Annotated in this window: 22 protein-coding genes; 2 read left to right on the forward strand and 20 right to left on the reverse strand. The window is 42.7% G+C overall.

The annotated features are described in order from the left end of the window. Position 1 precedes the first annotated feature (1 nt). The 3 genes from KA713_09890 to KA713_09900 form a co-directional block, all read right to left on the reverse strand. A complete protein-coding gene (locus KA713_09890; protein ID UXE68857.1) occupies positions 2-2,206 on the reverse strand; it encodes a peptidase domain-containing ABC transporter in 2,205 nt (734 codons plus the stop codon). A 108-nt stretch (positions 2,207-2,314) separates the two neighbouring features. Then, positions 2,315-2,944 (reverse strand): response regulator transcription factor, encoded by a 630-nt coding sequence (locus KA713_09895; GenBank protein UXE68858.1) that lies wholly within the window; start codon positions 2,942-2,944, stop codon positions 2,315-2,317. 17 nt (positions 2,945-2,961) lie between these two features. After that, positions 2,962-3,108, reverse strand: coding sequence for a hypothetical protein (locus tag KA713_09900; protein ID UXE68859.1), 147 nt, complete (start codon positions 3,106-3,108; stop codon positions 2,962-2,964). A gap of 1,043 nt (positions 3,109-4,151) precedes the next feature. Between KA713_09900 and KA713_09905 the strand changes: the two genes are divergently transcribed. Next, positions 4,152-5,351 (forward strand): IS4 family transposase, encoded by a 1,200-nt coding sequence (locus tag KA713_09905; protein ID UXE68860.1) that lies wholly within the window; start codon positions 4,152-4,154, stop codon positions 5,349-5,351. A 493-nt stretch (positions 5,352-5,844) separates the two neighbouring features. Here KA713_09905 and KA713_09910 read toward each other — a convergent pair whose 3' ends face one another. The 8 genes from KA713_09910 to KA713_09945 all read right to left on the reverse strand — a co-directional run bounded on the left by KA713_09910 (position 5,845) and on the right by KA713_09945 (position 11,220). Then, positions 5,845-6,264 (reverse strand): energy transducer TonB, encoded by a 420-nt coding sequence (locus tag KA713_09910; protein UXE68861.1) that lies wholly within the window; start codon positions 6,262-6,264, stop codon positions 5,845-5,847. Between the two features lie 304 nt (positions 6,265-6,568). Beyond that, positions 6,569-6,856, reverse strand: a complete 288-nt coding sequence (locus tag KA713_09915) for a hypothetical protein (protein UXE68862.1) — start codon at positions 6,854-6,856, stop codon at positions 6,569-6,571. 182 nt (positions 6,857-7,038) lie between these two features. After that, positions 7,039-7,380, reverse strand: coding sequence for a hypothetical protein (locus KA713_09920; GenBank protein UXE68863.1), 342 nt, complete (start codon positions 7,378-7,380; stop codon positions 7,039-7,041). Between the two features lie 367 nt (positions 7,381-7,747). After that, positions 7,748-8,089, reverse strand: coding sequence for a hypothetical protein (locus KA713_09925; GenBank protein ID UXE68864.1), 342 nt, complete (start codon positions 8,087-8,089; stop codon positions 7,748-7,750). A gap of 171 nt (positions 8,090-8,260) precedes the next feature. Further along, a complete protein-coding gene (locus KA713_09930; protein UXE68865.1) occupies positions 8,261-9,211 on the reverse strand; it encodes an alpha/beta hydrolase in 951 nt (316 codons plus the stop codon). 179 nt (positions 9,212-9,390) lie between these two features. Further along, positions 9,391-9,675 carry a type II toxin-antitoxin system RelE/ParE family toxin gene (locus KA713_09935; GenBank protein UXE68866.1) on the reverse strand — a complete coding sequence of 95 codons (285 nt, stop codon included), beginning with the start codon at positions 9,673-9,675 and terminating at the stop codon, positions 9,391-9,393. Continuing rightward, positions 9,675-9,905: a hypothetical protein gene (locus KA713_09940; GenBank protein UXE68867.1), complete on the reverse strand. Its 231-nt coding sequence runs from the start codon at positions 9,903-9,905 to the stop codon at positions 9,675-9,677. Before KA713_09940 ends, KA713_09935 begins: the two co-directional genes overlap by 1 nt. 205 nt (positions 9,906-10,110) lie before the next feature. Beyond that, positions 10,111-11,220, reverse strand: a complete 1,110-nt coding sequence (locus tag KA713_09945) for a DUF4932 domain-containing protein (protein ID UXE68868.1) — start codon at positions 11,218-11,220, stop codon at positions 10,111-10,113. Positions 11,221-12,897: 1,677 nt separating this feature from the next. On the opposite strand from KA713_09945, the gene KA713_09950 reads away from it, so the two are divergent. Then, positions 12,898-13,152, forward strand: a complete 255-nt coding sequence (locus KA713_09950) for a hypothetical protein (GenBank protein ID UXE68869.1) — start codon at positions 12,898-12,900, stop codon at positions 13,150-13,152. Between the two features lie 594 nt (positions 13,153-13,746). On the opposite strand, the gene KA713_09955 is transcribed toward KA713_09950, so the two are convergent. The 9 genes from KA713_09955 to KA713_09995 form a co-directional block, all read right to left on the reverse strand. Further along, on the reverse strand, positions 13,747-14,073 hold the full coding sequence (locus tag KA713_09955; GenBank protein UXE68870.1) for a hypothetical protein: 327 nt from the start codon (positions 14,071-14,073) through the stop codon (positions 13,747-13,749). A gap of 20 nt (positions 14,074-14,093) precedes the next feature. Further along, complete coding sequence (locus KA713_09960; protein ID UXE68871.1) at positions 14,094-14,849, reverse strand: DUF4262 domain-containing protein; 756 nt, start codon at positions 14,847-14,849, stop codon at positions 14,094-14,096. A 460-nt stretch (positions 14,850-15,309) separates the two neighbouring features. Further along, on the reverse strand, positions 15,310-15,699 hold the full coding sequence (locus KA713_09965; GenBank protein ID UXE68872.1) for a hypothetical protein: 390 nt from the start codon (positions 15,697-15,699) through the stop codon (positions 15,310-15,312). A gap of 271 nt (positions 15,700-15,970) precedes the next feature. Beyond that, positions 15,971-16,522, reverse strand: a complete 552-nt coding sequence (locus KA713_09970) for a hypothetical protein (protein UXE68873.1) — start codon at positions 16,520-16,522, stop codon at positions 15,971-15,973. Between the two features lie 978 nt (positions 16,523-17,500). Then, positions 17,501-17,950 carry a DUF4375 domain-containing protein gene (locus KA713_09975; GenBank protein UXE68874.1) on the reverse strand — a complete coding sequence of 150 codons (450 nt, stop codon included), beginning with the start codon at positions 17,948-17,950 and terminating at the stop codon, positions 17,501-17,503. Between the two features lie 193 nt (positions 17,951-18,143). After that, entirely contained in the window at positions 18,144-18,827 is a 684-nt protein-coding gene (locus KA713_09980) for an HAD family phosphatase (GenBank protein UXE68875.1), read from the reverse strand. 873 nt (positions 18,828-19,700) lie between these two features. Further along, positions 19,701-21,227 carry an RNA-directed DNA polymerase gene (locus KA713_09985; protein ID UXE68876.1) on the reverse strand — a complete coding sequence of 509 codons (1,527 nt, stop codon included), beginning with the start codon at positions 21,225-21,227 and terminating at the stop codon, positions 19,701-19,703. Positions 21,228-21,406: 179 nt separating this feature from the next. Then, entirely contained in the window at positions 21,407-22,399 is a 993-nt protein-coding gene (locus KA713_09990) for an acetamidase/formamidase family protein (GenBank protein UXE68877.1), read from the reverse strand. 520 nt (positions 22,400-22,919) lie between these two features. Continuing rightward, entirely contained in the window at positions 22,920-23,507 is a 588-nt protein-coding gene (locus KA713_09995; GenBank protein ID UXE68878.1) for a hypothetical protein, read from the reverse strand. Between the last annotated feature and the right edge of the window lie 1,214 nt (positions 23,508-24,721).

Here is a 24,721-nt window from a genome sequence, read left to right on the forward strand (position 1 = left end):
TTTAGTCCCCCAATTCCAACTGATTCTTCACCAATTCATAATAACTTCCTTTTTTTAAAGTCAATTCCTTATGTGTTCCTTGCTCAATTATTTTCCCCTGGTCCAATACTACAATGCTATCTGCATTTTTAACGGTACTTAGTCGGTGGGCAATCACTAACACGGTTTTACCTTTAAAAAATTCACTGAGGTTGTCCATAATTACCTTTTCGTTATTAGCATCAAGTGCGCTAGTAGCTTCATCAAAAAAAATATATTCTGGATTTTTATAGACAGCACGGGCTATTAACATTCGCTGGCGTTGCCCGGCACTAATGCCTGAACCATCTGCACCTATTTTTGTATTGTAACCGAGCGGTGAGGACTCAATAAAATCGTGTATATTCGCTAGTGTAGCAGCATGCAAAATCCGTTTTGGATCTGGCTCTTCATCACTTACGCAAATATTGTGTGCAATTGTATCTGAGAAGATATAACCATCTTGCATTACTGTTCCGCACTTTGATCGCCAATCACGAGCACTTAATTGTTTCATGTCAGTCTTGCCTAATAGAATTTTACCTTCTGTAGGCAGATAAAATTTTAAAAGGAGTTTTAGTAAAGTAGTCTTCCCACTTCCGCTACTACCTACTATGGCTGTTACTTTCCCTTGATTAATACTCAAATCAATATCATTCAGGGCCTTTGGTGATTGAGGACCTTCGTATTGATAGCTAACGTTTTTTAGGGAAATAGAATCTGTATGTGAAAACGATACATTAGCAGAGGTCTGATCATCTAGCTTTTCTTCATTTTCTAACAATCTAATTTCACCGATACGATCCAAGCTGATGCGCGCGTCTTGTAGTTCACGAATAAAATTGACAAATTCATTGATAGGTACATTCAATTGGCCAATAATGTATTGCACAGCTAACATCATGCCTAGTGTCATGCTGCCATTAATTACTGCTGTAGCAGCAGCGAATGTTATAAATATATTTTTTAGCTCGTTGATGAATAAACCTCCACCATCTTGCATTTGTTGTAGGCGAGTACTGTCTATGTTGAGGCGGAATAAACTTGCTTGAATACGTTCCCATTCCCATCGTTTGCTACGTTCGCAATTGTTGAGTTTGATCTCTTGCATTCCATTTATTAACTGAATAAGATTACTACGATTGCGTGATGAAATATTAAAGCGTTTATAGTCCTGCTCTTTTCTGATTTTTAAGAAGAAAAGAATATATGCTATAAAGATTGCACTGGCTATAAAAAAGATCAAGAAAATTGAAATACTATACAAGGCCAAGACTACTCCAAAAACAATTAAATTAAAAAAAGAAAATAAAATGCTAAGAGAAGAGGAACTTAGAAACTGCTCTATACGCCTATGATCTTCAATTCGTTGGAGGATATCACCAATTTTTTTTGAGTCAAAAAAACTCATGGGTAATTGCATGAGCTTGATTAGGAAATCAGAAATAATAGAGAGATTGATGCGGGTGCTTAAATGAAGCAATATCCATCTTCTTAAAAATTCTGCTAAAGTGCGACCAAAAAAAAGCATCAATTGCCCCGCTAATATCAAGTAAATAAAAGAGATATTGTGAGTGTTAATTCCTACATCTACGATTGATTGTGTGAGGAAGGGAAGTATCAATTGAATTAAACTTCCTAACAAAAGACCAATGAGTAATTGAACAATGAATTTTTGATGTGAATGTAAGTAGCCCAATAAATAATGGAAGCCCGTTCGTATATTTTTCTCACCGATTTCTTCGATCTGATAAAACAAGGGAGTTGGCTCAAGTAATAATGCAATTCCTAAGCCATGCCCGTCAGATGAAGTAGAAAGCCAACAATTAAGAAACTCTTCTTTAGTATACGTTAATAGACCAATTGCAGGATCTGCCACCCGTAGTTTATTTTTTTTTATTTCATAGACTACGGCAAAATGATTTTGATTCCAGTGAACAATGCAAGGTAATGGTGCGTCTATGGCTATCTTCTCAAAGGGTATTTTAACACCAAGTGAACGAAAGCCAATAGCTTCTGCTGCTTCACTAATGCCTAGCATAGAAACACCTTCAAGAGAAATATGAGATTTACTCCTCAACTCGCTAACTGTGTAATTTTTTCCATAATATCTAGCAATCATCCTTAGACAAGATGGACCGCAATCCATCTCGTCTAGTTGTTTATAAAATGGAAATTGATTGAACAATTATAATTTTATTTGAAAGAGTAAATAATTGTAATAATGAGTATGATATCAATAGTAGTGTTACGCTTTATTCAATCAGTAAGAATTATGTAAGAAAATACGATTTTTTTACAGCAACCCTATCCTAACAGCCTTTGCTACAAGCTGTTCCTTACTTTCCACTTCAAATTTTGAATAAATTTCTTGACGATATTTGTCGATTGTTCGCGGACTTTTGTTGATAACTTTTGCAATTTGCTTGCTTGTCCAACCTTTCGATATTGTTTCAAGCATAATTTTTTCCGTACTAGTAAGTTCAATGATTTCTTTCGGTTCACTCTTGCTAAGAAATAATTGCATTGAGTTTGCTATCTCATCGGGCAGGTAATAACCACCGTTGTGAACCACTTGTATCGCTTTTAAAAGCTCATCGGGAGAACCCTTGGCAACAAAACTCCTAACGCCTACTTTATTCATTTCAACAATATTCTTTTCTTGGTCAAAAAAAGTGTAGACTATTATTTTGATAGCGGGATATTTTTCACGGATGATTTTTGATGCCACTATCCCGTTCATGATTGGCATGCTGATGTCCATTAATATGATGTCGGGCTGTGTTGGCTCAAGTTGATTGATAATGTCTTGACCGTTAATTGCAATTTGGGCAATTTCTATATTCTCCTCACTTTTAAGGAGAATTATTAATGAATTTCGAGAATCTTCATGATCGTCTACTATCGCCACTTTTATTTTGCTCATATCTGTCTTATGAAACTTTAGAGGGTGGGGAAAGCAAGTGTTTGGGAGTAGCGCGAGAAATGGATTTGCGCGGATGCAGCTACTGCCACACTCTTGCATTGTGCGGCTGGGGGAATGCTTATGGTTGCCGTGCGGTGGGCAATATAATTTGTCGTGGTGGTCATATGTGCTAAAGTTTTTATTTGGTAAAACGTTGTCGGGTAGTCCAAGGGCATTGGCGCTAACGGCCAAGTTTGTGACGGCTGCGGTCTTCGGAGCGCTTCCCTGTCGCACGTGGCAGAGCTAAATTAAGTAAAACAAACCGAATAACCGCACCGCACCCGCAGCTGGCATAAACTTTTTGTTATGCGAACAGCCCCAGAAACTGTTCAGGGGCCGAAAAACCGTCCAACGTGCCGGGTGCGCCTACGTCCCTGTCCCGGAGCGGTGAAGCGTGGCGTGGTGAAGAAATTGCCGACCGCGTCACCGTCCCCACGCAATGGTGAACCAATTTGAAAAGCTGCAAAAGAAATAAGCAAAGGCGCGGGATGAATTTCATTTTGCGGTTTCAAGATCCTGCGCGTTCGCGGGGCTTGCGCATAACGGCCAAGTTTGTGACGGCTGCGGTTTTTGGAGCGCGTCCCTGTCGCACGTGGCAGAGCTAAATTAAGAAAAACAAACCGAATAACCGCACCGCACCCGCAGCTGGCATAAACTTTTTGTTATGCGAACAGCCCCAGAAACTGTTCAGGGGCCGAAAAAACGTCCAACGTGGCGGGTGCGCCTGCGTCCCTGTCCTGGAGCGGTGAAGCGTGGCACGGTGAAGAAATTGTCGACCGCGTCACCGTCCCCACGCAATGCTGAACCAATTTGAAAAGCTGCAAAACCAATAAGCAAAGGCGCGGGATGAATTTTGTTTTGCGGTTTCAAGATCCTGCGCGTTCGCGGGGCTTGCGCATAACGCTAATATTTGCGATCGGGCGGGAATTTAGAACTGCGTCCTGTCCCACACACGAAGCGGAATAAAGATAACAAAACTTTGAACTACACGTCAACCCCGCCTGGCGCAAATATATTGTTGCCAGCTGTTTTACTTACTCAAATCAAAGTAGTCCGTCTCGTTTGTCGGCATATAATTTATCACTATTGTCCGACTAAAATTTTTAAAGGGCGTCCTTTTTAAGGTCACCCTTTATGGTTACGTTTAGTTACCACACTTCACATAGCCATGAATAAAGGTAAAAAATTTGTCGGACAGCCGATTCTTTCTCAAATACTTTCTTGCATATCCACGGATATTATCAAGCAGTCCAGCAAGCAACATCGAAGCAATCGGTATTATAAACGTCTCCCAGTACGAGTTCATCTGGTAAGTCTTTTATACGGTGTTTTCAGTTATTGTAATGGCCTTCGGGAGCTTTGTGAGGGCATATTGGCCTGCGAAGGAAAGCTGACACATCTTGGTTTCGATCAGGCTCCCGCTCGTAGTACGCTATCCGATGCAAACAACAATCGCAGTTATCTGGTATTTGAAACGATCTACTTCAAATTACTCAAGCAATATCACAGTTTTATCTCGGACAGCCGGTTGAAAGGTCTCAGTATACGTAACTTGAAAATCATAGACAGTACTACCATCCGCTTGTTTAGCGACATTCTACGAGGAGTTGGTCGTAATCCGCTGGATGGTTCACGCAAGAAAGGTGGTATCAAAGTGCATGCCTTGATGGATGCCTTTTCAGGTGTGGCTGAATTTGTAAGAATGACCGAAGCCAAGGTACATGACCGTAAATTCCTCTACCACATTAAGTTACCGGCCAATAGCTTTGTCGTATTTGATAAGGCGTATAACCTGTATCATCAATTTGTAAAGTGGACAAATCAAAAAGTATGGTTCGTAACACGCATGAAAAGCAATGCCGTGTACCATGTCACCAAAGTAATTATCGACAACACTCAAAGGAAAAATGCAAAGGGTGTTCTCAAAGAGCAGTACGTCACAGTGGGCTACAAAACCGCAGAGCAGACCTTGCGATTAAAACTCAGACGGATTACTTTCAAATCCGATGATGGCAAAGTGTTCATCTTCATAACCAACAACTTTACGCTACCCTGTGCGCAAATCGCTTTGATTTACAAGTGTAGATGGATGATTGAGCTCTTGTTCAAACAAATCAAACAAAATTTTCCACTGCGCTACTTCTGGGGTAACAGCGAGAATGCGATTAAAATACAAGTGTATGCAGTGCTCATAGCTCAACTATTAATGGTCGTTATCCGCAAAAAAGCACAGACTAAAAAATCATTTGCCAATATGATTACTGTGATACGGCTACATTTGATGAGTTATGTTGCCTTGTTCGATTTCATCAAAGATACGTATACCGCTTGGCGAAAAAGCAGCGACCCTCCTTTGTTCATCGCGTAAGGCAACTACCCCTAAAAACGAAGCGTCATTTTAAGACCTAATTCCCCTACGGAAATATGACTTTTTAGACTAGTTTAGTCGGACAAGAATGATTAACTAAATAAATTCAAACTTTCCAACAGCAAACCCCACAACTTGCGCCCACACAATGTTAGGGGCGGTTTCTCGTCTTCCCACGTGCGGGAGGAGCGCACTAGACCGTGGCTTCGTCAGGATGAACGGAGGACGCCAGAAGTCGTGATCGTTGATGAGTTTTTTTTCCTGCGAGGCCTGCGGGCCGCGCGGTCGGCCGTGCGATGGGTTGCCACCTGCACATTTTCAAGAACGATCTTAATTCCCAAATCGCCCCTAACGGTTAGCTTATTGCTGGCGGGCAATTAAAACCTACGCCCTGTCCAACGTGATAAAGATAAATAAAGAACTGCACACTTCAATGACGCACAGTCCCGCCCGCTTGCAATAAGCTTTTGTTAGCGGGCGTTTCTAATCAATCTTATTTACTCGTTCCTTTTATTGTCGAACTTTGGAACATAATTGGCAAAACATAATTCTGGTCAATAGTTTGTCCGTCTTTAATTGAAGGAATCCACCTAGGCATTGAGCGAATTAATCTTAATGCTTCCTCATCACAGCTATAACAAATTCCTTTCTTTATTCTCACGTCCTCAATTGTACTGTCTCTCTTTACAATAAAACTTACATAAACATAGCCCTCGATTGTGTCGGTCGGTTCTTTCCATTTCCAGTTGTCTCCAATGAATCTGTTTAAACTAGCTTTTCCCCCGGGAAATTCAGCAAGTCGATCAGTCGAATTTGGTGATACCCTGTCGTCAATTCTATTGATTGTCCCTTTTTCAGTCGAACGAGTACATGACGCTAAAATCAAAGTCACAAAAAATGCAAATTGTCTCATGGCTGATCTTTAATGCCCGCTAACGTGAGTATTTGCGTTCGAGCGGGGCTTCCGAAGCCGCGTGGTGTCCCCGACACCGAACGCATTAAAGATACGAAACGTTGGATTACGCGTCAACCCCGCTTGACGCAAATACAGTGTTGTAGGTCGTGCTCGTCCACTGTTACTTTTTGGTTTATCCTGAAGTTCGGAAGAAAGTCCACCGTGATAAAACAGTCTGGGTAAAAGATCTGAGTAGTCTCGATTTGTCAATGTGTACCGAAATGAAATTGTCGACTGCGCCTTGTCTTCATGCACTTTGTGTTCAGTTGCGCTCGTCCTCGTACCCCAATGGAAACCAAACACCTCTCAATGTCGGGTCCTTCATGTTTGGGATGACGTGTCTTTGGTCCAAAGTCCTTATGTCTATGTTTTCTTTTTTGTTTTTCAGTTCAGGGATTTCCTGTCCCTTGAAAACACTTTGTCTAAGAATAGAAATTGCGTCATTGTAGTCGTAAGCTGTTACTCCGCATCCTAAAGGTAGTCCCGGTGGAAGGTCTTTGATTTGATTAGAGTCGAATTCAAACCAGTATCGTGTCACAATTATTTTCATTTTATTCGAAGTCCACTTTGTCCTAAGAGCATGACCTACAACGTGAATATTTGCGATCGGGCGGGAATTTGAAACTACGTCCTGTCCCCGGCACGAAGCCGAATAAAGATAACAAAACTTTGAACCACACGTCAACCCCGCCTGGCGCAAATATATTGTTGGCGGTAGTTGTTTTTTGTCCGTCATTGAAATCTGAAATTAACTTCATTGTCCGCAAAGAATATCGGAACCAGAATCTTTGCCTCCGTCCCGTCCTTTGAAATTAAAGCCCAGTCCAAACTGTCAATTATTGATTGATGTTTAAATCCTTCTTTGTCTATGAAGTTCGCGTAAACGTTACCGTCCCCTAACACCTTGTCCGAGGATTCAATTGAAAAACCGATATAGTCCCGTAACTCTTTTTCTTTATTTAAAGTGTCGCGATTAAATTCAATTTGTCCTGAGATGTTTGGAAAGTCGCTCCGATTTGTCAAAACGGTCCCAAGAAAATTGTCCTTATAAAATAATTTATACTCTTGTCCCATATAACCTCTATTTCTTGCTTCACTTTGTCACAAACGTTAGCTACCCGAAATTGATTTCCGTCTCGGGGATGGGTGGAATTACCGCCAACGTGAGTATTTGCGTTCGAGCGGGGCTTCCGAAGCCACGCCTTGTCCCCGACACCGAACGCATTAAAGATACGAAAACGTTGGATTACGCGTCAACCCCGCTTGACGCAAATACATTGTTATAGCTCGTGCGCGTCACCCGTTACCTTTTGTCTTGTGTCCAGTCCGTAGCATATTTACTTTCAAAAGTGAGTCCACTTATAAAAATCTACCCGCGAGGCTTTTCAAAAATTCAATAATTGAATTCTTATCGTAAAACTGATTCTTCTTTATTGAAAATTTAGTCCTTGAATTTTATAATTACAATAACATCTCCATCGTCAGTCATTACCGCATCAAAGTCACCTATTTTTCCTTTATCTTTTCTCTTCAAAGCTCTGTCCACAACTTCTTGCATTTGTTTTTGGATTGTTTGTCTGCCGGCAAGGCTACTGGTTAAAGATGTTGTAAGTCGGTCAACAACTTCATATTCCCTAACTGGTTCACACATCACATAGACCTCTTTCCCTAGTGTTTTTTGAACACGACCTAGTCCTTTCGAGTCTTGGAGCGGAGAAAAACTAAATAAAGTCAGACTAGCTATTACTAGTACCACAATTCCATAATACAATCTTGTTGTCATAATATTTATTGTTTAGTGTTAATTTATTCTAGCGCATGAGCTATAACGATTTGTGCTTGCGATCGGGCGGGATTTAAAACCTACGTCTTGTCGACATGCACAAGTTAAATTTAATAATACAAACTTTCAAAACCTACTGTCCGCCTGACGCAAGCACATTGTTATGTACTGTTATTTTTTATTCAAATACTTGTCCACCCATATCAAAAACTCATCTGAGTCTAACTGAGAAAATGCGTGGGGATGTCTTCTTCCGTCTGGAAAATATCCTTTGCCAATATTTGTAATGAGTTCCGCTGCATCGTTACCCAGAAGTCTCAACTGTACAATACAAGCAGTCATGTCAGCCAAGTTAGTGAGTTCAATTGGTGTCCGTCTATTCTCAATATACCAGTTAACGTCAGGATCGCAATAAAGTCTAACCGGTATTGATTTCAGAAACTTTGCATTACCTCCATCTTGTTCGTCCCTATAAAATGAGGATATCTTCTCATAAGCGTTAGGTCTTTCCAATGGCGTTCCTCCTAATTCTGATTCAAACCTTTTTATGAAATAGTCTGCTTCGTTTGAAGCTGTCTCGCTGAAGTTTATTTTTTTGAAATACTTAAAGCTTTCCCAAAGATGCTTCATGTCAAGAGGCGGGTCAACCCCAAATACAAGTCTTGGCTTTATTATCCTTACATTGTCTGTCTTAAATGCATTGGCGGTATAAAGAAGTGCCCCGTTACCTCCGAGTGAATGTCCCCCAATGATAAACTTGTTAGTTGGAACTTTGTATTTCTTAATCACTTCTGGAACAAGAGATGTTAGTCGACTTTGTGATATAGAATCCGATGAATTGGTCACCAAAGCTAAATATGGAATGATCACCAGATAACCGTCTGCCCTTGCTTTTGCTGGAAGGTCAGTTTCTTGCAACACGTCTCTCGGTGGCCCTCCAAAACCCGGTAAGATTACGAGCAGCCCTTTGATTGTTGATTTGGGTACAAGAGCCAAATAGAAATTTTGTGTCGAGTCTTGAGTCCGAAATACTCGCTCGACTTCTTGTCCAAAGATAACTTCTCTTTGCCCAAAGGAAGAAAATGAAATACTTACAAATACAACAACGATTAACGATTTCAAGTCCTCAAATGGTTAGCACACTCTTTCCAAAAATAATAGTACATAACGTGTATGTTTGCGCAGTGGTGGGATTTTGAAACGCTTCACTGTCCCACGTGACCAAACGTTGAACGAAGATAGCACTTTGAACTTACACATCACCCCACCATTGCGCAAACATTTTGTTGTGGGGCGTAGATTTATCCGAATTTTTTCTTTGGGTCCTGTCTACCGTCAAAGAACGCGAGTATGATAATCTTGTTGTTCCTTATTCTATAAAGTATTCTAGTCTGCCGTGATAATTGAAATCCTCTAATGTCGTTAGATTCAACCTGTCCCATGAAAGGAAAGTCTTTAAGAAGCCCCAAAGTTTCATCGGCCTTATGAATAAACTCCTTAGCTGTCTTTTCTCCAAAATTTTGTCTTATGTAATTTACAATTGAATCAAAATTCTGTTCGGCTCTTGGGGTAACATAAACTTGCATTAATACTTCATCTTAACAGTCTCCCAGTCAATTAGACTTTTGTCGTCTTGAGATTCTTCGTATGATAAATAAACCTCCTTCTTTTGTTCTTCGTTCAGGGTGTTCCAAATCTGTCCTTCTTTTCCAGTCTCTCTTTGCTTTAGGAAATCATAAACTGTCCGCAATAGCTGTTCGTTTTCAATCCTGTCTAGGATTTTATGTAGGTCTGACTTCAATTCAATTGTCCCCATATTATTTTTTCTTTGAATAACCCAAATTTAAGTCTTTTCAGTCAATTTTTCTATTGGTCGACCTATGCCCCACAACGTTTGTGTTTCTGCAGTGGTGCGCTTCCGAAGCCGCGTCCTGTCCCACGAAACGAAACGTTGAACGAAGATAAAAACTTATAGCTTACACGTCACCGCACCATTGCAGAAACATTTTGTTGTGTGGCGTTTAGTTTTTCTCTAATCTTTTATCTACTTCTTGAGCACTAAACGAGTCAAATGTCTTAATTAGGTCTGGTAAGTAATTGTCAAATGTCTGATACTTTGTGTTTGATTCATACTCTTTTATTCTTTGCTCTAGTTCCGGTAGAAAAATAAATTTTTTATTGTCTTTGTACTCTAGTCTAAGGTTAGCAGATAATGAAATGTCCCCACTTCTCTCTGCTATTCGAATTTCACCTAGTCTAACAAAATGTTCAGCTACACAGTCCCACCATGTCCCATAATTTTGGTTCTCCATTACATTGCGGAGTTTAGGTGTAAATAGTCCTTCGTATTTATTTATCAATTCAGTTATGACAACTTTTTCTAATAGAGGATTCACAAAAGCATGACCAAATTCATGGCGCGCGTTAGTCAGAATATAATTTCTGTCATTGAAACCAAATTGTTGATAATCTGACAGTCGACTTAATTCATCAATCGGTTGACTAGCACTGATAATTTGATAAACAAGCATTCCGTCCTTTGTTCTTACGTAAGGACCGACTCCTCTCTGGTCGCCCGTTTGCATTTCAGGTGCTGGTATTATTGTGTATTTCAATTTCTTGTCTTTGTAAAATGATTCCATTTGGTCAATGAAATCATTACTCGGAAGATTAATAACAATTTCATCTATAGCTCCGTCATAAAATTCTTTGTTGGATTCTAGAAAACCCTTGACATCTGCGTCTATGTAAAATTCAGCAACTTTCTCTTTCCATTTGTCAATTAAATCAATTCGATTTTCATAAGGAGTATTTTTTAATGAGTATTTGTACCCCGTCTTTGGTAAAGGCTCTGAATAGAGAAGAACTTCCATCAATTCGTCACTATAGAAAACTTCGTTTCGTAATAAACTGTCTGAAAACAATACTGCAGGATGGTCTTTAAATTTGTCAAAGTGCTCTGCACTTGCAACAATCATTGGTCGGGTTGGATACTTGCCCGGCCAAGCAAAATGCTCAAGAATTAATTGAGTGTGGATGTTGTAATTCAATTCAACGTCAATTTGGCGAGATTCAGCTTTGTCCCGTTGTGAAATGCAACTTATTGCAAGTAATACAAATGCTATGTTCAAAGTCAACCTCATTGTTTACGATACTCTGTCCAAAAACTAAATGACACACAACGGCTACGTGTGGGCGCAGGTTGATAAAAACATTCACACCCCTCCCACGAAATAAATTAACTAAATAAATTCAAACTTTCCAACAGCAAACCCCACAACTTGCGCCCACACAATGTTAGGGGCGGTTTCTCGTCTTCCCACGTGCGGGAGGAGCGCACTAGACCGTGGCTTCGTCAGGATGAACGGAGGACGCCAGAAGTCGTGATCGTTGATGAGTTTTTTTCCTGCGAGGCCTGCGGGCCGCGCGGTCGGCCGTGCGGTGGGTTGCCACCTGCACATTTTCAAGAACGATCTTAATTCCCAAATCGCCCCTAACGATGAGGGTTGCCGAAGGTGGGATTAAAAACTTCGCTCTTTCCCCATAAGATAAAATTAATAGAAAGAGGAACGTTTTCCTAACGCACTTAGCCCCACTTTCGGCAACCCTATGTTGGGCGGTGTTGCAATTTCGAGTTCGCCTTTTATGGCCAAGTCATTGCGTATAAAAGAAAATTATGCGCACGTTACTTGGACTGCCGAAGTTCATTTCCCTGTTATTTACCCCCTTTTAACACGGCACACTTCGGCACGTTAGCCGTAATTAAACGTTTGTAATCGTTTGACATCTGGATACTGTCAAACCAAACGATTAACTTCGTCCCCAAGTCTTTGAAAGCGGGGTCACCCGTTTGAAAGTGCGAACTTTCACGGTCTCACCGCAAAGACTTGAAAAGAAATCCTAACGTCTTTCTTCCAACGTGCCTTCAGCGACTTTGTAAATAAATAGGGAAAACAGAACTTTGTAAAAGGCGATCTCTGAAATTCGCACTCGCAATATAGCCCAACGGCCAAGTTTGTGACGGCTGCGGTCTTCGGAGCGCGTCCCTGTCGCACGTGGCAGAGCTAAATTAAGAAAAACAAACCGAATAACCACAACGACCCCGCAGCTGGCATAAACTTTTTGTTATGCGAACAGCCCCAGAAACTGTTCAGGGGCCGAAAAACCGTCCAACGTGGCGGGTGCGCCTGCGTCCCTGTCCCGGAGCGGTGAAGCGTGGCGCGGTGAAGAAATTGTCGACCGCGTCACCGTCCCCACGCAATGCTGAACCAATTTGAAAAGCTGCAAAACAAATAAGCAAAGGCGCGGGATGAATTTCATTTTGCGGTTTCAAAATCCTGCGCGTTCGCGGGGCTTGCGCATAACGTGGGTGCTTGCGTTCGGGCGGGGTATAAAAACCTGCGCCTCCTCCCACTTGATAAAAATAAGTAGAAAGCACCACACTTTCAAGCCGCACTTCCGCCCCGCCTGACGCAAGCACGATGTTGTGCGCCTGTGCCTTTTCATCGTGGTCGGCCAGCGTTGTCCTTTTCCATGAGCCGAGCCTGAAAAAGCGTTGTCAAAAAAAATGTCGCGCCACTCTGTCGCGGGCGGAAAGGTTTTCTATTGCAGACGAGTTGTCGCGGGCGGTGTCTTCAAGTTTCCGTATTTTCAAAAACATCTTCGCGTCAAGTTGTCGCGGGCTAAAAAACTTTCGGTGCCGATGAGCCGTCAGCGGCTGGTTCAAAGTTTACAAAAACAATATTCCTCTGTCGTCAAGATTGTCGCGGGCGGAAAAGTTTTCGTTGCCAATCAACAGTTCGCAGGCGATGTCGTTACGCTTCGGGATTTTCAAATGCCTGTCGCGTTACGTTGTCGCGCACGGTGTTGTTGGTTTCAAATTTTCAAAACCTCTGCCGCGTCAAGTTGTTGCGGAGCGAAAAATTCTCGTTGGCGATGAACCGTTCGCGAGCGATGTGACTTTGTTCACAGGCATCTCAAAAAAAATCGCTGTCGTCAAGCTGTCGCGGGTAGAAAAAATTTTCGTTGCAAACGAATTGTCGCGGGCGAAAAATTTTCGTTGAAGATAAACTGTCGCGGGCGGCAAATCGTAAATCAAAAATCTCAAATCGCAAATTTCCCCGTTCGGAGCGGTGTCGCAAGGCATGGCGCACAACGGCTAAGTTTGTGACGGCTGCGGTCTTCGGAGCGCGTCCCTGTCGCACGTGGCAGAGCTAAATTAAGAAAAACAAACCGAATAACCGCAACGACCCCGCAGCTGGCATAAACTTTTTGTTATGCGAACAGCCCCAGAAACTGTTCAGGGGACGAAAAACCGTCCAACGTGGCGGGTGCGCCTGCGTCCCTGTCCCGGAGCGGTGAAGCGTGGCGCAGTGAAGAAATTGTCGACCGCGTCACCGTCCCCACGCAATGCTGAACCAATTTGAAAAGCTGCAAAAGAAATAAGCAAAGGCGCGGGATGAATTTCATTTTGCGGTTTCAAAATCCTGCGCGTTCGCGGGGCTTGCGCATAACGGCCCAGTTTGTGACGGCTGCGGTTTTCGGAGCGCGTCCCTGTCGCACGTGGCCGAGCTAAATTAAGAAAAACAAACCGAATAACCGCAACGACCCCGCAGCTGGCATAAACTTTTTGTTATGCGAACAGCCCCAGAAACTGTTCAGGGGCCGAAAAACCGTCCACCGTGCCGGGTGCGCCTGCGTCCCTGTCCCGGAGCGGTGAAGCGTGGCGTGGTGAAGAAATTGCCGACCGCGTCACCGTCCCCACGCAATGCTGAACCAATTTGAAAAGCTGCAAAACAAATAAGCAAAGGCGCGGGATGAATTTCATTTTGCGGTTTCAAAATCCTGCGCGTTCGCGGGGCTTGCGCATAACGTTTGTGTTTCTGCAGTGGTGCCTTCTCGAAGCCGCGTCCTGTCCACGTGGAGAAACGTTGAACGAAGATAAAACTTAAAACCAACTCGTCACGGCACCATTGCAGAAACATTTTGTTGTGCGCTGCCGTATTTAGTCCTCACTTTCATATTCAACATTTCTTCTTGTCCATCGTCCACCAATTAAGTCTCGTGTTGCTTCCTCTCCGTAGTCAAGGTCGAATACTTCATTCAATGTTTCGTCTCCCAAAATCAATTGTTCCAATGCAACAATCTTAACATCTTCAGAAAATTGGTCACCCGTCAAAAACTGCCAATCTCCATTGTCATCGTGAACAACATGAATAATAGGTTTTTTGAGTTCAATCCATTGTCTTGTCGTGAAGGTTGCAAGGTTTTTTGGCTCTCTAAATTTAAAACCCGCATTTCTGTCAAGCAGTGGTTGTTTGTAAGTGAATTCTTCTTCAAAATCAGACTCCCATGGAAATTTTCCTTTGCGGTCTGTCCAGACAAGTTGTAAGGCTGGAAATTCTATTGTCTTGTACAGGTCAATCGCATAACCGAAATAGTCCCTCAAGTTTCTCTTGTCGACATTTATAAACTCAGTCTTTATGTTTGTAAAGATGTCGCCATAATTTTTTCCCGATTCAATTATTTGTCCGTCTTTCACCAAATCTGCCGCGTTATTAATGGCTGCGTGAAGAGTCTCTACAGTCAGTCCAAATGAAATAATCTCTGGATGTTTATATTTTCTCCAAAGTCCCACACTGTAAGCGAATGATGGTAAGTAGTCGGTCGCTTCAATCACAATAACACTTAGTCCATACTTTTCAATGTCTGAAATTATTTTTGGGTCGTCAATACAAGTATGTTCTTTGTCGTTAGTCATAAACTGTCCAAATACGGTTGCGCACAACGCTAAAGTTTGCGTCAGGGCGGGAAGTTAACACCTGCGTCATCTCCCACGTGATAAAAAAACTAAATAACCACCAACTTTGCAAGCCACACGTCCGCCCCGCCTGGCGCAAACTTATTGTTATGGGCTGCTGTCCTACGTCACGCTCCACGAAGTGCGTCCCGATGTCGTCAGGCGTCAAACGCTCAACAACGTGCTGTTTTCCCCTGTCAACGGAGTGCACACTTAAACGTCAAACGAAAAACTGTCAACGAGCTAAAGTCCCACGAGAACAAAACAAGTTGCCCATAACGTGAGTATTTGCGTTCGAGCGGGGCTTCCGAAGCCGCGCGGTGTCCCCGACACCGAACGCATTAAAGATACGAAAACGTTGGATTACGCGTCAACCCCGCTTGACGCAAATACATTGTTGTGGCTTCGTGCCGTCAGCCAACTAATTTAACTTCTTAAATGTCAACATCGTCCCCGAAGTCGTTGTGTCATAAAATTTCTCGATCGTTAACTTGTCCCCAGACTGTTTGAAATAATAGTCGTTAAAATTACCGTTGCTCGACAAAGTCCACCGAAGTGAAATTTTGTCACCAGTCAGTAATTTGTAATCGTATGGTCCCGATCCATGTTTTGGTAAAACAAATCCGTCTCTCGTTTCTTTCCCTCGTCCCAAAATTATTGATTCTTTATCTCCAAAAAGTCCGAAGGTTAATGTGTCTGACTTTGTGTTAAAGTCAACCCATTTTCCATTCAAGTCCGTCAAAGTCGTCACGTTGTCACTCGTACAACTCAGAAGAGTCAACGCCAGCATAATTGTTAGTCCCTGTTTCATATTAATTCTCGTTAAGTCTACTTTGTCCACCGGCATGAGCCACAACGCTAAATGCTTATGTCAGTAGCGGGATTTTGAAACTGCGCCCTGTCCCACAAAACAAAACGAAGTTATGAAAGCAAAACTAAATAACCACACGTCACCCCGCTATTGCATAAGCATAATGTTGTGTGTTCGTGCCGCAAAACCTCCATGATGTGAGCCACATGGACTTGTAAGCTTTGGCCGTGTGTAGGTCGCGCGGCTTGCAAGTTGGTGTGGCGGATTGACTTCACTCAAAAAGGTGTCTTATTCTTTCCCAATAGATTAACACAATAAGACCTCCAACTACTGTAATAATTATACCCATAACTAAATTAAAAGATATGTTTGATAGCGTCCAAGTACTAGGTTTTTGTATGGTTTCCTTTGGTTTTGGTGGATTATTGGTACTATGTATTGTTTTGTTAAAGGAACGGTCATCAAAAGATTGATTTAGAGGTGCATTGATAACTGAACTATTTACATTGATTACCATCGTGGAATCGTTTTTGTTGGCAGTCTGGTTGAGCATATTTTTTACATACTCAATCCCGTCAATAGTTATCATTGCTTTTCTACTGTAGTCAAATTCACCTCCATTTTTTTGATTGTTATCGCCTAAAATAAAGAATCCGTAATCAAATGGCTCGCGAATTTTTACCAAACCTTTTGCCCTCAACTCATTCAATTTTTGGTCTATCTGACTGGCAGTATATGACTCAAACACTTTGTAGATGTCGGAATAATATTTTGTGTCACGTTGCTCATAAAGATGAGATAATATTTTTTCGTGTAACTCCATTGTCGTTGTATGTTAAGTGGCTTATTGCCTTGCTTTGGTTACGCGGTCGCACGTGCGGCAAGGCAATGTGCCACTTCTCCCGTGCGGGTCGGCTTGCCCCGTGGCGGGTTGGGTTTGCGCCCGTCCGCGAGCAGGGGCAACCCTGTCGGCTGTCTAGCGGCATGACACACAACGGCCAAGTTTGTGACGGCTGCGGTCTTCAGAGCGCGTCACTGTCGCACGTGGCAGAGCTAAATTAAGAAAAACAAACCGAATAACCGCACCGCACCCGCAGCTGGCATAAACTTTTTGTTATGCGAACAGCCCCAGAAACTGTTCAGGGGCCGAAAAACCGTCCAACGTGGCGGGTGCGCCTACGTCCCTGTCCCGGAGCGGTGAAGCGTGGCGCAGTGAAGAAATTGTCGACCGCGTCACCGTCCCCACGCAATGGTGAACCAATTTGAAAAGCTACAAAACCAATAAGCAAAGGCGCGGGATGAATTTTGTTTTGCGGTCTCAAGATCCTGCGCGTTCGCGGGGCTTGCGCATAACGGCTACGTGTGGGCGCAGGTTGATAAAAACATTCACACCCCTCCCACGAAATAAATTAACTAAATAAATTCAAACTTTCCAACAGCAAACCCCACAACTTGCGCCCACACAATGTTAGGGGCGGTTTCTCGTCTTCCCACGTGCGGGAGGAGCGCACTAGACCGTGGCTTCGTCAGGATGAACGGAGGACGCCAGAAGTCGTGATCGTTGATGAGTTTTTTTTCCTGCGAGGCCTGCGGGCCGCGCGGTCGGCCGTGCGGTGGGTTGCCACCTGCACATTTTCAAGAACGATCTTAATTCCCAAATCGCCCCTAACGTTTAGCTTATTGCTGGCGGGCAATTAAAACCTGCGCTCTGTCCAACGAGATAAAGATAAATAAAGAACTACAAACTTCAATGACGCACAGTCCCGCCCGCTTGCAATAAGCTTTTGTTAGCGGGCGTTTTTTAGTCCATAAACTTTTCAATATTGTCAAACACGAATTTTTGTCTTAAGGGATCAATGTCGTCCAGTTCATAATACTTATCGTCACAGGGCGTCAAGTTAGGATTTCTTTCTTCAACGAATTGTTCCTTCTGTTCATTAAAAATCTTTATTGCTTCATTTAATATGTCTAGGTGTTTGTCCGCCCTAATTTCCTTAAGACCGACTAAGGCTGAATCGGTTAAGTCGTCTGAATTTAAAAAAAATTGGTCAAACCCACCATTTCTAACTTCAGCGTCCAACACGGATGTCGCAAGTACAGCTTTTAACAAATTGTCGTTTTCTGTGTCTTTAAATTTCTCACCAAATGTCCCTAAGTAAATGTCGCTCGCTTTGTTATAAACAAGCTCGTCTAATTGTCCTATGTCCAAATTCTTAATGGTGTCAGGATTTATTTTTGTCTTGATTATCATGTAGGTCTATCTTTAAAATGCCCGCTAACGTTTGTGTTTCTTCAGTGGTGCGCTTCCGAAGCCGCGCCCTGTCCCCGACACAAAACGTTGAACGAAGATATAAACTTTGGATTACACCTCACCGCACCATTGAAGAAACATTTTGTTGGCGGTTCGTGCTTTTTCCACTCTGTCTGGCGCATTTGCTTTTACGTCAGCCAAAGTTTGACGTGGCAATAAAGCTAAAGTGTCTCGCGTTTAATATTTTTGGTAGCTCTTCAAAGTCGTAAAAGACTATCGCTCCTTCGTCCGCCAATAATTTTGAATTGTTTTGGTTGGCAAAACCAAAAACGTTAAAACCACCTTGCTTTGCTGCAACGACCCCCGCTTTACTGTCTTCAATTACAATACATTCGGCTGGCGAAAATCCCATTTCTCTAGCCGCATAAAGAAATATATCGGGTTCAGGCTTCCAACTATTGATTTGATAAGAACTAAAGACATTGTCACCGAACCTTTTATAAAGTCCAGTTACGGTTAAATTATTTTTAATTTTTTCTACTGGTCCACTTGACGCCACGCAATACGGAATTGATAAATCCTCAATGAATTTCTTTACACCTTTAATTGGTTTTAATTCCGTCTTAAAGGCAGAATAAGTTCGAATTCGATATTCCTTTTCAAAGTCCGAAGTCAATTTCCCATCAATTTTACTTTCGATTTGTTGGAGAATGTCTTTAAAACTCCTACCGCTAAAATTCCTTATTGCTTCTTGCATTGACATAACAAGTCCGAATTCTTTTGTCATTTCAAGCAGGATTCTGTTACTAATTTCTTCGCTGTCAACTAAGACACCATCGCAGTCGAAAATTATCAAGTTAATTTTCTTATTCTTCATTTCATCTGTCTTCCCGAGTTGCTAGTCGTGCTAGTCGTTGTGATGTCCCGTGAAGCATGACCGCCAACGGCTACGTGTGGGCGCAGGTTGATAAAAACATTCACATCCCTCCCACGAAATAAATTAACTAAAGAAATTCAAACTTTCCAACAGCAAACCCCACAACTTGCGCCCACACAATGTTAGGGGCGGTTTCTCGTCTTCCCACGTGCGGGAGGAGCGCACTAGACCGTGGCTTCGTCAGGATGAACGGAGGACGCCAGAAGTCGTGATCGTTGATGAGTTTTTTTTCCTGCGAGGCCTGCGGGCCGCGCGGTCGGCCGTGCGGTGGGTTGCCACCTGCACATTTTCAAGAACGATCTTAATTCCCAAATCGCCCCTAACGGCTAAGTTTGTGACGGCTGCGGTCTTCGGAGCGCGTCCCTGTCGCACGTGGCAGAGCTAAATTAAGAAAAACAAACCGAATAACCACAACGACCCCGCAGCTGGCATAAACTTTTTGTTATGCGAACAGCCCCAGAAACTGTTCAGGGGCCGAAAAACCGTCCAACGTGGCGGGTGCGCCTGCGTCCCTGTCCCGGAGCGGTGAAGCGTGGCGCGGTGAAGAAATTGTCGACCGCGTCACCGTCCCCACGCAATGGTGAACCAATTTGAAAAGCTGCAAAACAAATAAGCAAAGGCGCGGGATGAATTTTGTTTTGCGGTCTCAAAATCCTGCGCGTCCGCGGGGCTTGCGCATAACGTTTGGCTTGTGGCAGGCGGGCAAATAAAAACCTTCGCCCTGTCCCACATGATAAAGATAAATAAAGAACTACAAACTTCAATGACGCACAGTCCCGCCCGCTTGCCGCAAGCTATTGTTATGCCTCGTTTTTATTTCACGAAACTTATTTTGTCCTTTCTCAGGCTTTCGTAAAAGTCCTTGTACATTATCTTTTTCAACTGTGGCTTTGTCGGCCTTTCTTTATACAATTCGTAGATATACAACCACCAATCGTCTTCAAGTTTCTCCTTCATTAGTTGTTCAACTAGGTCAAAATACTTCTTGGTCTCTAAGCTATTCTTCGTTGCGTATCTGTAACACATCAAAGTCGGCAGGCAATCTCTGTCAAGTATTAACTGATTTGAATATTCTTCAAAGTCGGTAAGCTCGATATTATATTTATGAGAAATTGCCAGTCCCCAGAGGGCGACATCCGATCTTGAGTACTTTATATGTTCTTTTGTTAGCGAATTGATTTCTTTCTTTAAAATTTCAAATACATCATCCTTAACTTTCTTTTCATTCGTCTCTATTAGGTCGTCTAATACGTCAATAAAGTATGGATGTATGAAACAAATCCTTGATAAATACATAAGGACGAAGGTCAGGGATTTTTCATCCGCAAATTTTTTAGATGCTAAAATCTTCACCGCATACCTTAATGGAGAATCTCCCGGATGTTCCTTGGAAAGTCTAATTGATAAATCACAAAACTCACTAAGTGTATTGATGTCCTTACTTGTAAATTTCTTCTTCACCAGAAATTTTGAAGAATATTCTCGAAGACTTCTAACCCAATCAGCATCAATTGGTGTTGGGAGTTCAATTACTTTCGTTTTTTTTGGGTTCAGTCTTAGGTGATATTTTTCTAATTCCTTACTTAACCTTCTAATAAATTCATCCGCCTCTTCCTGTGATTTACAATAGCATCTGTAGTCGTCTATAAATCTAATGTATTTGTATTGCTCCAGTTCCTTGTCCACTCGTGACAAAATAAGTTCCGAGATTAAACTCGATGTATCTGGACCAATAGCTATTCCAACAGTTTCGTTGCGCTGCATTGACCTTACAGCAAAATCCAATTTGTTATACCATTTATCTTTGTCGTCCGTATTGTCCTTTGATTCTTGGTGTCCAACTAACGCCCATGAGATAGAATGAGAATAAATACTAGGGTAACAATTTGCAATGTCAGCATGAACCAAATATTTTTTTCCCGCTGATTTATCAAGGATTAAGAATTTCTCATCGTCCCGCTTGTCATAGGACATCATTGAAACAAGTCTCTTATTAAGATTATTAGATTTTGGTATCACCATACTTCTTTCAGCATAGTCATCAATTTCCCCTATTTTTTCAATTATCTCAGTCCAGTTTTCCCTGATTTGTTCGCATAATCTATAGTAAGCTATTGGGTGAGGTATCTCAATAATGCGTGGTGCATTGTTGTTCCTTGTGAGGTGATATTTTACAGTCGAGAATGATCTGGCTTTGTAAATATTAATTCCTGTCTTTCTCACCCATTTACCAAACGGTCGGCTTGTAAATATTGAAGTCAACTTCTCTGAAAAAAGTCCATAGTCCAAAAGTTTTTGGTTTACGCTTTCTCTTTTTAAGTTCTTAAAGAAGTCCTTCATGTGTTAGTCTGAATGTCTTAAAAAATGAGGCATAACGTTTGTGTTTCTGCAGTGGTGCCTTTTCGAAGCCGTGTCCTGTCCCATGAAACCAAACGTTGATCGAAGATATAACTTAAATGCAACTCATCACGGCACCATTGCAGAAACATGCTGTTGTGCGTTGTTTTGCCTGCTCGAATCTATTTCGTCAGCCCTTTCAGCCTGTCCTTTTTTAACATAGCTACTATTGCAACCTTCGGTCCAGCTAAAGTCGGGATTCTGTATTCAATAGAAGTCCCCAATACTTGTGTTGCCTCGTTGAGTGCAAGACTGTAGTCCTTTTGCACCCATTCAAGCAGTCCAAGTGTCGCCAATTTCAATGCTTCTTCTAATGTGTCGTGTGTCGCCATTGCCATAATGTGTTCGCTGTCCTCGAGCCTCGGAAAATCTAATTTCAATTCAGTCGATTTGATAACCTTAGTCACAAGCGAGAAGTCCATAGATGTTTCAAGTGCGTCACCTGTTATTTCACCGTCTCCTTGAACAGCGTGTGCGTCACCGATATACAAAAGAGCGCCTTCATGAAATACTGGTAAATAAATTGTCACCCCTTGTGCAACTTTGTAGAAATCCATATTGCCACCAAATTGTCCTGTAAAGTATGTCTCTGGCTCTTTGTCTTTTAACGGTGCAGCAACTGCAACACAACCCATAAACGGTGTGAGTGGAACTTTGAAATTGGTAAGATGTTCATGCGTAATTTGTGGGTAAGCGTATCCCGCTTCCTTATCCAGTGTCCACTTTACTAATCTTGCATTTCGTGCAAAAACGGGTTTAATTACTTCAAACGGGAGACTCCTTTTAACAAATTGTTCAAGAGTCGTAGCGTAGTCACGGTTTAATTCAACCCTTGTCAAGGTAATTGCCAAAACGTCCCCTGGCATTGCGCCTTCAATGTAAAACGGTCCTGTCTGCGGGTTTCCTCTTTCAGTAACGCTTGTACCAGTCTTGTCAAACCCTACTGCATCAACTGTCTCACTTACTAACGTGTCACCGGGTGTAACTCTCAACACTGGAGCAGTCTTGTGAGAGAAGTTTCTGTAATAAACTGTCGGCTTGTATTCAATTCTTTTTGGTTGTCCAAACGTTGTCAGCGTGGAGAAGATTAAAACTATTGTCAGTAAGTTCTTCATAAGTCTACATTGTCAAGGCAAAATAACGCACAACGGCCAAGTTTGTGACGGCTGCGGTTTTCGGAGCGCGTCCCTGTCGCACGTGGCAGAGCTAAATTAAGAAAAACAAACCGAATAACCGCACCGACCCGCAGCTGGCATAAACTTTTTGTTATGCGAACAGCCCCAGAAACTTTTTAGGGGCCGAAAAACCGTCCAACGTGCCGGGTGCGCCTGCGTCCCTGTCCCGGAGCGGTGAAGCGTGGCGTGGTGAAGAAATTGTCGACCGCGTCACCGTCCCCACGCAATGGTGAACCAATTTGAAAAGCTGCAAAACAAGTAAGCAAAGGCGCGGGATGAATTTTGTTTTGCAGATTCAAAATCCTGCGCGTTCGCGGGGCTTGCGCATAACGTGAATATTTGCGATCGGGCGGGAATTTGAAACTACGTCTTGTCCCCAGACACAAAGCGCAATAAAGATAACAAAACTTTGAAATACACGTCAACCCCGCCTGGCGCAAATATATTGTTGTGTGCCGTTTTATTTTCTCCTCATTTTTTCAAGTGCCTGTTTGTAGCTCTTTTCACTCGCACCGTCCATGCTGTCGTAAACTAAAATGTCGTATTTGTAAATCGAGTCATTGTTTAAGAGTCGATAGAACTCAATGTAATTTGTCCCAGAGTTAACGCGACTTTCAATTATTCCTAGGTCCTGATTAAGTTTTGGGTTCTTGATCTCTTCAAATCCTTTAACTTTTTTCAGAGTCCTGTTTTTAATGTCTGTCAAATATAAATTATAAGTCCAATTGCTTCTGACGTCTGAAATATTTTGTACAAGTATGTCTTTGATCTTATCATTATTGTAGTCAGCAAAATCAATCTTTCCAACCTTAGAGTAAAGGGTGTCACGATAATTCTTTTCAAGTCCGTCTTTAGTTCTTTTTCCAAAGTCTAGAAACGAGTTATGTTCTTTGTCCAAAAGGCTGTCAAATGAAATGAGCCTAACGATAAAGCCCATTTCGTTAAAAATCGAGTCACCGTTAAAAATCACTGTGTCGACCTTCATCGATTTTTGTCGCTGAACATCACCTTTGTCGCTAACCTGTCCGCACGCGAATAATAGAATCACAAGCGAAAAGATTAAAGTATGTGAAAGATTTTTCATAGTCCGCACAAATGGCACACAACGGCTGTGCAGGCCGCAGCAGTGTGATTTTGAAACCACATCTCTCTCCGCAAGCAGAAGCGAAGATATGAAATGCAAACAAATTTGCAAGCACGTCACCACACTGTTGCGCCTGCATTTTGTTAGGGCGTGTGGCTTTCCTGATGTCTGTTCAGTTTGAAGCTCGGTGGATTTTTTTTGCCAACGTTCAGCAAAATGCGTCACGTTCAAATTACGTCCTAATTAAACCTTGTCCACGGATTGAAGGACTTGAAGGTCGTTGCGATTTCTCCACGAGCTATCTGAAAAATAAGAATTTGCACTTATTCTTTTTTTTAAATTCGTAAAGTGCGTCTCGTCCGCTGGCGAAGATAAATTGTCAACGGGATTTATATTCGAGTGTTCTAATTCCTTTAACCAGCCTTTACCTAATCCTCCTGCGTCTTGTCCACGGATTGAAGAACCGTCACCTGCTACGATTTGTCAACGAGCATTGTCATTCGGCTATTTGACCAACCGTCCGCCATGCGCCCTAACGGCCTAGTTTGTGACGGCTGCGGTTCTCGGAGCTCGTCCCTGTCGCACGTGGCAGAGCTAAATTACGTAAAACAAACCGAATAACCGCACCAACCCCGCAGCTGGCATAAACTTTTTGTTATGCGAACAGCCCCAGAAACTGTTCAGGGGCCGAAAAACCGTCCAACGTGGCGGGTGCGCCTACGTCCCTGTCCCGGAGCGGTGAGGCGTGGCGCGGTGAAGAAATTGTCGACCGCGTCACCGTCCCCACGCAATGGTGAACCAATTTGAAAAGCTGCAAAAGAAATAAGCAAAGGCGCGGGATGAATTTTGTTTTGCGGTCTCAAGATCCTGCGCGTTCGCGGGGCTTGCGCATAACGGCTAAGTTTGTGACGGCTGCGGTCTTCGGAGCGCGTCCCTGTCGCACGTGGCAGAGCGAAATTAAGAAAAACAAACCGAATAACCACACCGCACCCGCAGCTGGCATAAACTTTTTGTTATGCGAACAGCCCCAGAAACTGTTCAGTGGGCCGAAAAACCGTCCAACGTGGCGGGTGTGCATACGTCCCTGTCCCGGAGCGGTGAGGCGTGGCGCGGTGACGAAATTGTCGACCGCGTCACCGTCCCCACGCAATGGTGAAATAATTTTGAAAAGCTGCAAC

The sequence above is a fragment of the Chryseotalea sp. WA131a genome, assembly GCA_025370075.1.
GTDB lineage: Bacteria > Bacteroidota > Bacteroidia > Cytophagales > Cyclobacteriaceae > ELB16-189.

What these genes read in the sequence shown, in the direction of transcription:
- KA713_09895 (UXE68858.1), bottom strand. Translation starts at nt 2,944, where the DNA reads ATGAGCAAAATAAAAGTGGCGATAGTAGACGATCATGAAGATTCTCGA.
- KA713_09975 (UXE68874.1), bottom strand. Translation starts at nt 17,950, where the DNA reads ATGATAATCAAGACAAAAATAAATCCTGACACCATTAAGAATTTGGAC.
- KA713_09970 (UXE68873.1), bottom strand. Translation starts at nt 16,522, where the DNA reads ATGGAGTTACACGAAAAAATATTATCTCATCTTTATGAGCAACGTGAC.
- KA713_09965 (UXE68872.1), bottom strand. Translation starts at nt 15,699, where the DNA reads ATGAAACAGGGACTAACAATTATGCTGGCGTTGACTCTTCTGAGTTGT.
- KA713_09920 (UXE68863.1), bottom strand. Translation starts at nt 7,380, where the DNA reads ATGGGACAAGAGTATAAATTATTTTATAAGGACAATTTTCTTGGGACC.
- KA713_09960 (UXE68871.1), bottom strand. Translation starts at nt 14,849, where the DNA reads ATGACTAACGACAAAGAACATACTTGTATTGACGACCCAAAAATAATT.
- KA713_09985 (UXE68876.1), bottom strand. Translation starts at nt 21,227, where the DNA reads ATGAAGGACTTCTTTAAGAACTTAAAAAGAGAAAGCGTAAACCAAAAA.
- KA713_09990 (UXE68877.1), bottom strand. Translation starts at nt 22,399, where the DNA reads ATGAAGAACTTACTGACAATAGTTTTAATCTTCTCCACGCTGACAACG.
- KA713_09980 (UXE68875.1), bottom strand. Translation starts at nt 18,827, where the DNA reads ATGAAGAATAAGAAAATTAACTTGATAATTTTCGACTGCGATGGTGTC.
- KA713_09915 (UXE68862.1), bottom strand. Translation starts at nt 6,856, where the DNA reads ATGAAAATAATTGTGACACGATACTGGTTTGAATTCGACTCTAATCAA.
- KA713_09905 (UXE68860.1), top strand. Translation starts at nt 4,152, where the DNA reads ATGAATAAAGGTAAAAAATTTGTCGGACAGCCGATTCTTTCTCAAATA.
- KA713_09910 (UXE68861.1), bottom strand. Translation starts at nt 6,264, where the DNA reads ATGAGACAATTTGCATTTTTTGTGACTTTGATTTTAGCGTCATGTACT.
- KA713_09950 (UXE68869.1), top strand. Translation starts at nt 12,898, where the DNA reads ATGTCGTTACGCTTCGGGATTTTCAAATGCCTGTCGCGTTACGTTGTC.
- KA713_09940 (UXE68867.1), bottom strand. Translation starts at nt 9,905, where the DNA reads ATGGGGACAATTGAATTGAAGTCAGACCTACATAAAATCCTAGACAGG.
- KA713_09955 (UXE68870.1), bottom strand. Translation starts at nt 14,073, where the DNA reads ATGTTTCTGCAATGGTGCCGTGACGAGTTGGTTTTAAGTTTTATCTTC.
- KA713_09925 (UXE68864.1), bottom strand. Translation starts at nt 8,089, where the DNA reads ATGACAACAAGATTGTATTATGGAATTGTGGTACTAGTAATAGCTAGT.
- KA713_09900 (UXE68859.1), bottom strand. Translation starts at nt 3,108, where the DNA reads ATGACCACCACGACAAATTATATTGCCCACCGCACGGCAACCATAAGC.
- KA713_09935 (UXE68866.1), bottom strand. Translation starts at nt 9,675, where the DNA reads ATGCAAGTTTATGTTACCCCAAGAGCCGAACAGAATTTTGATTCAATT.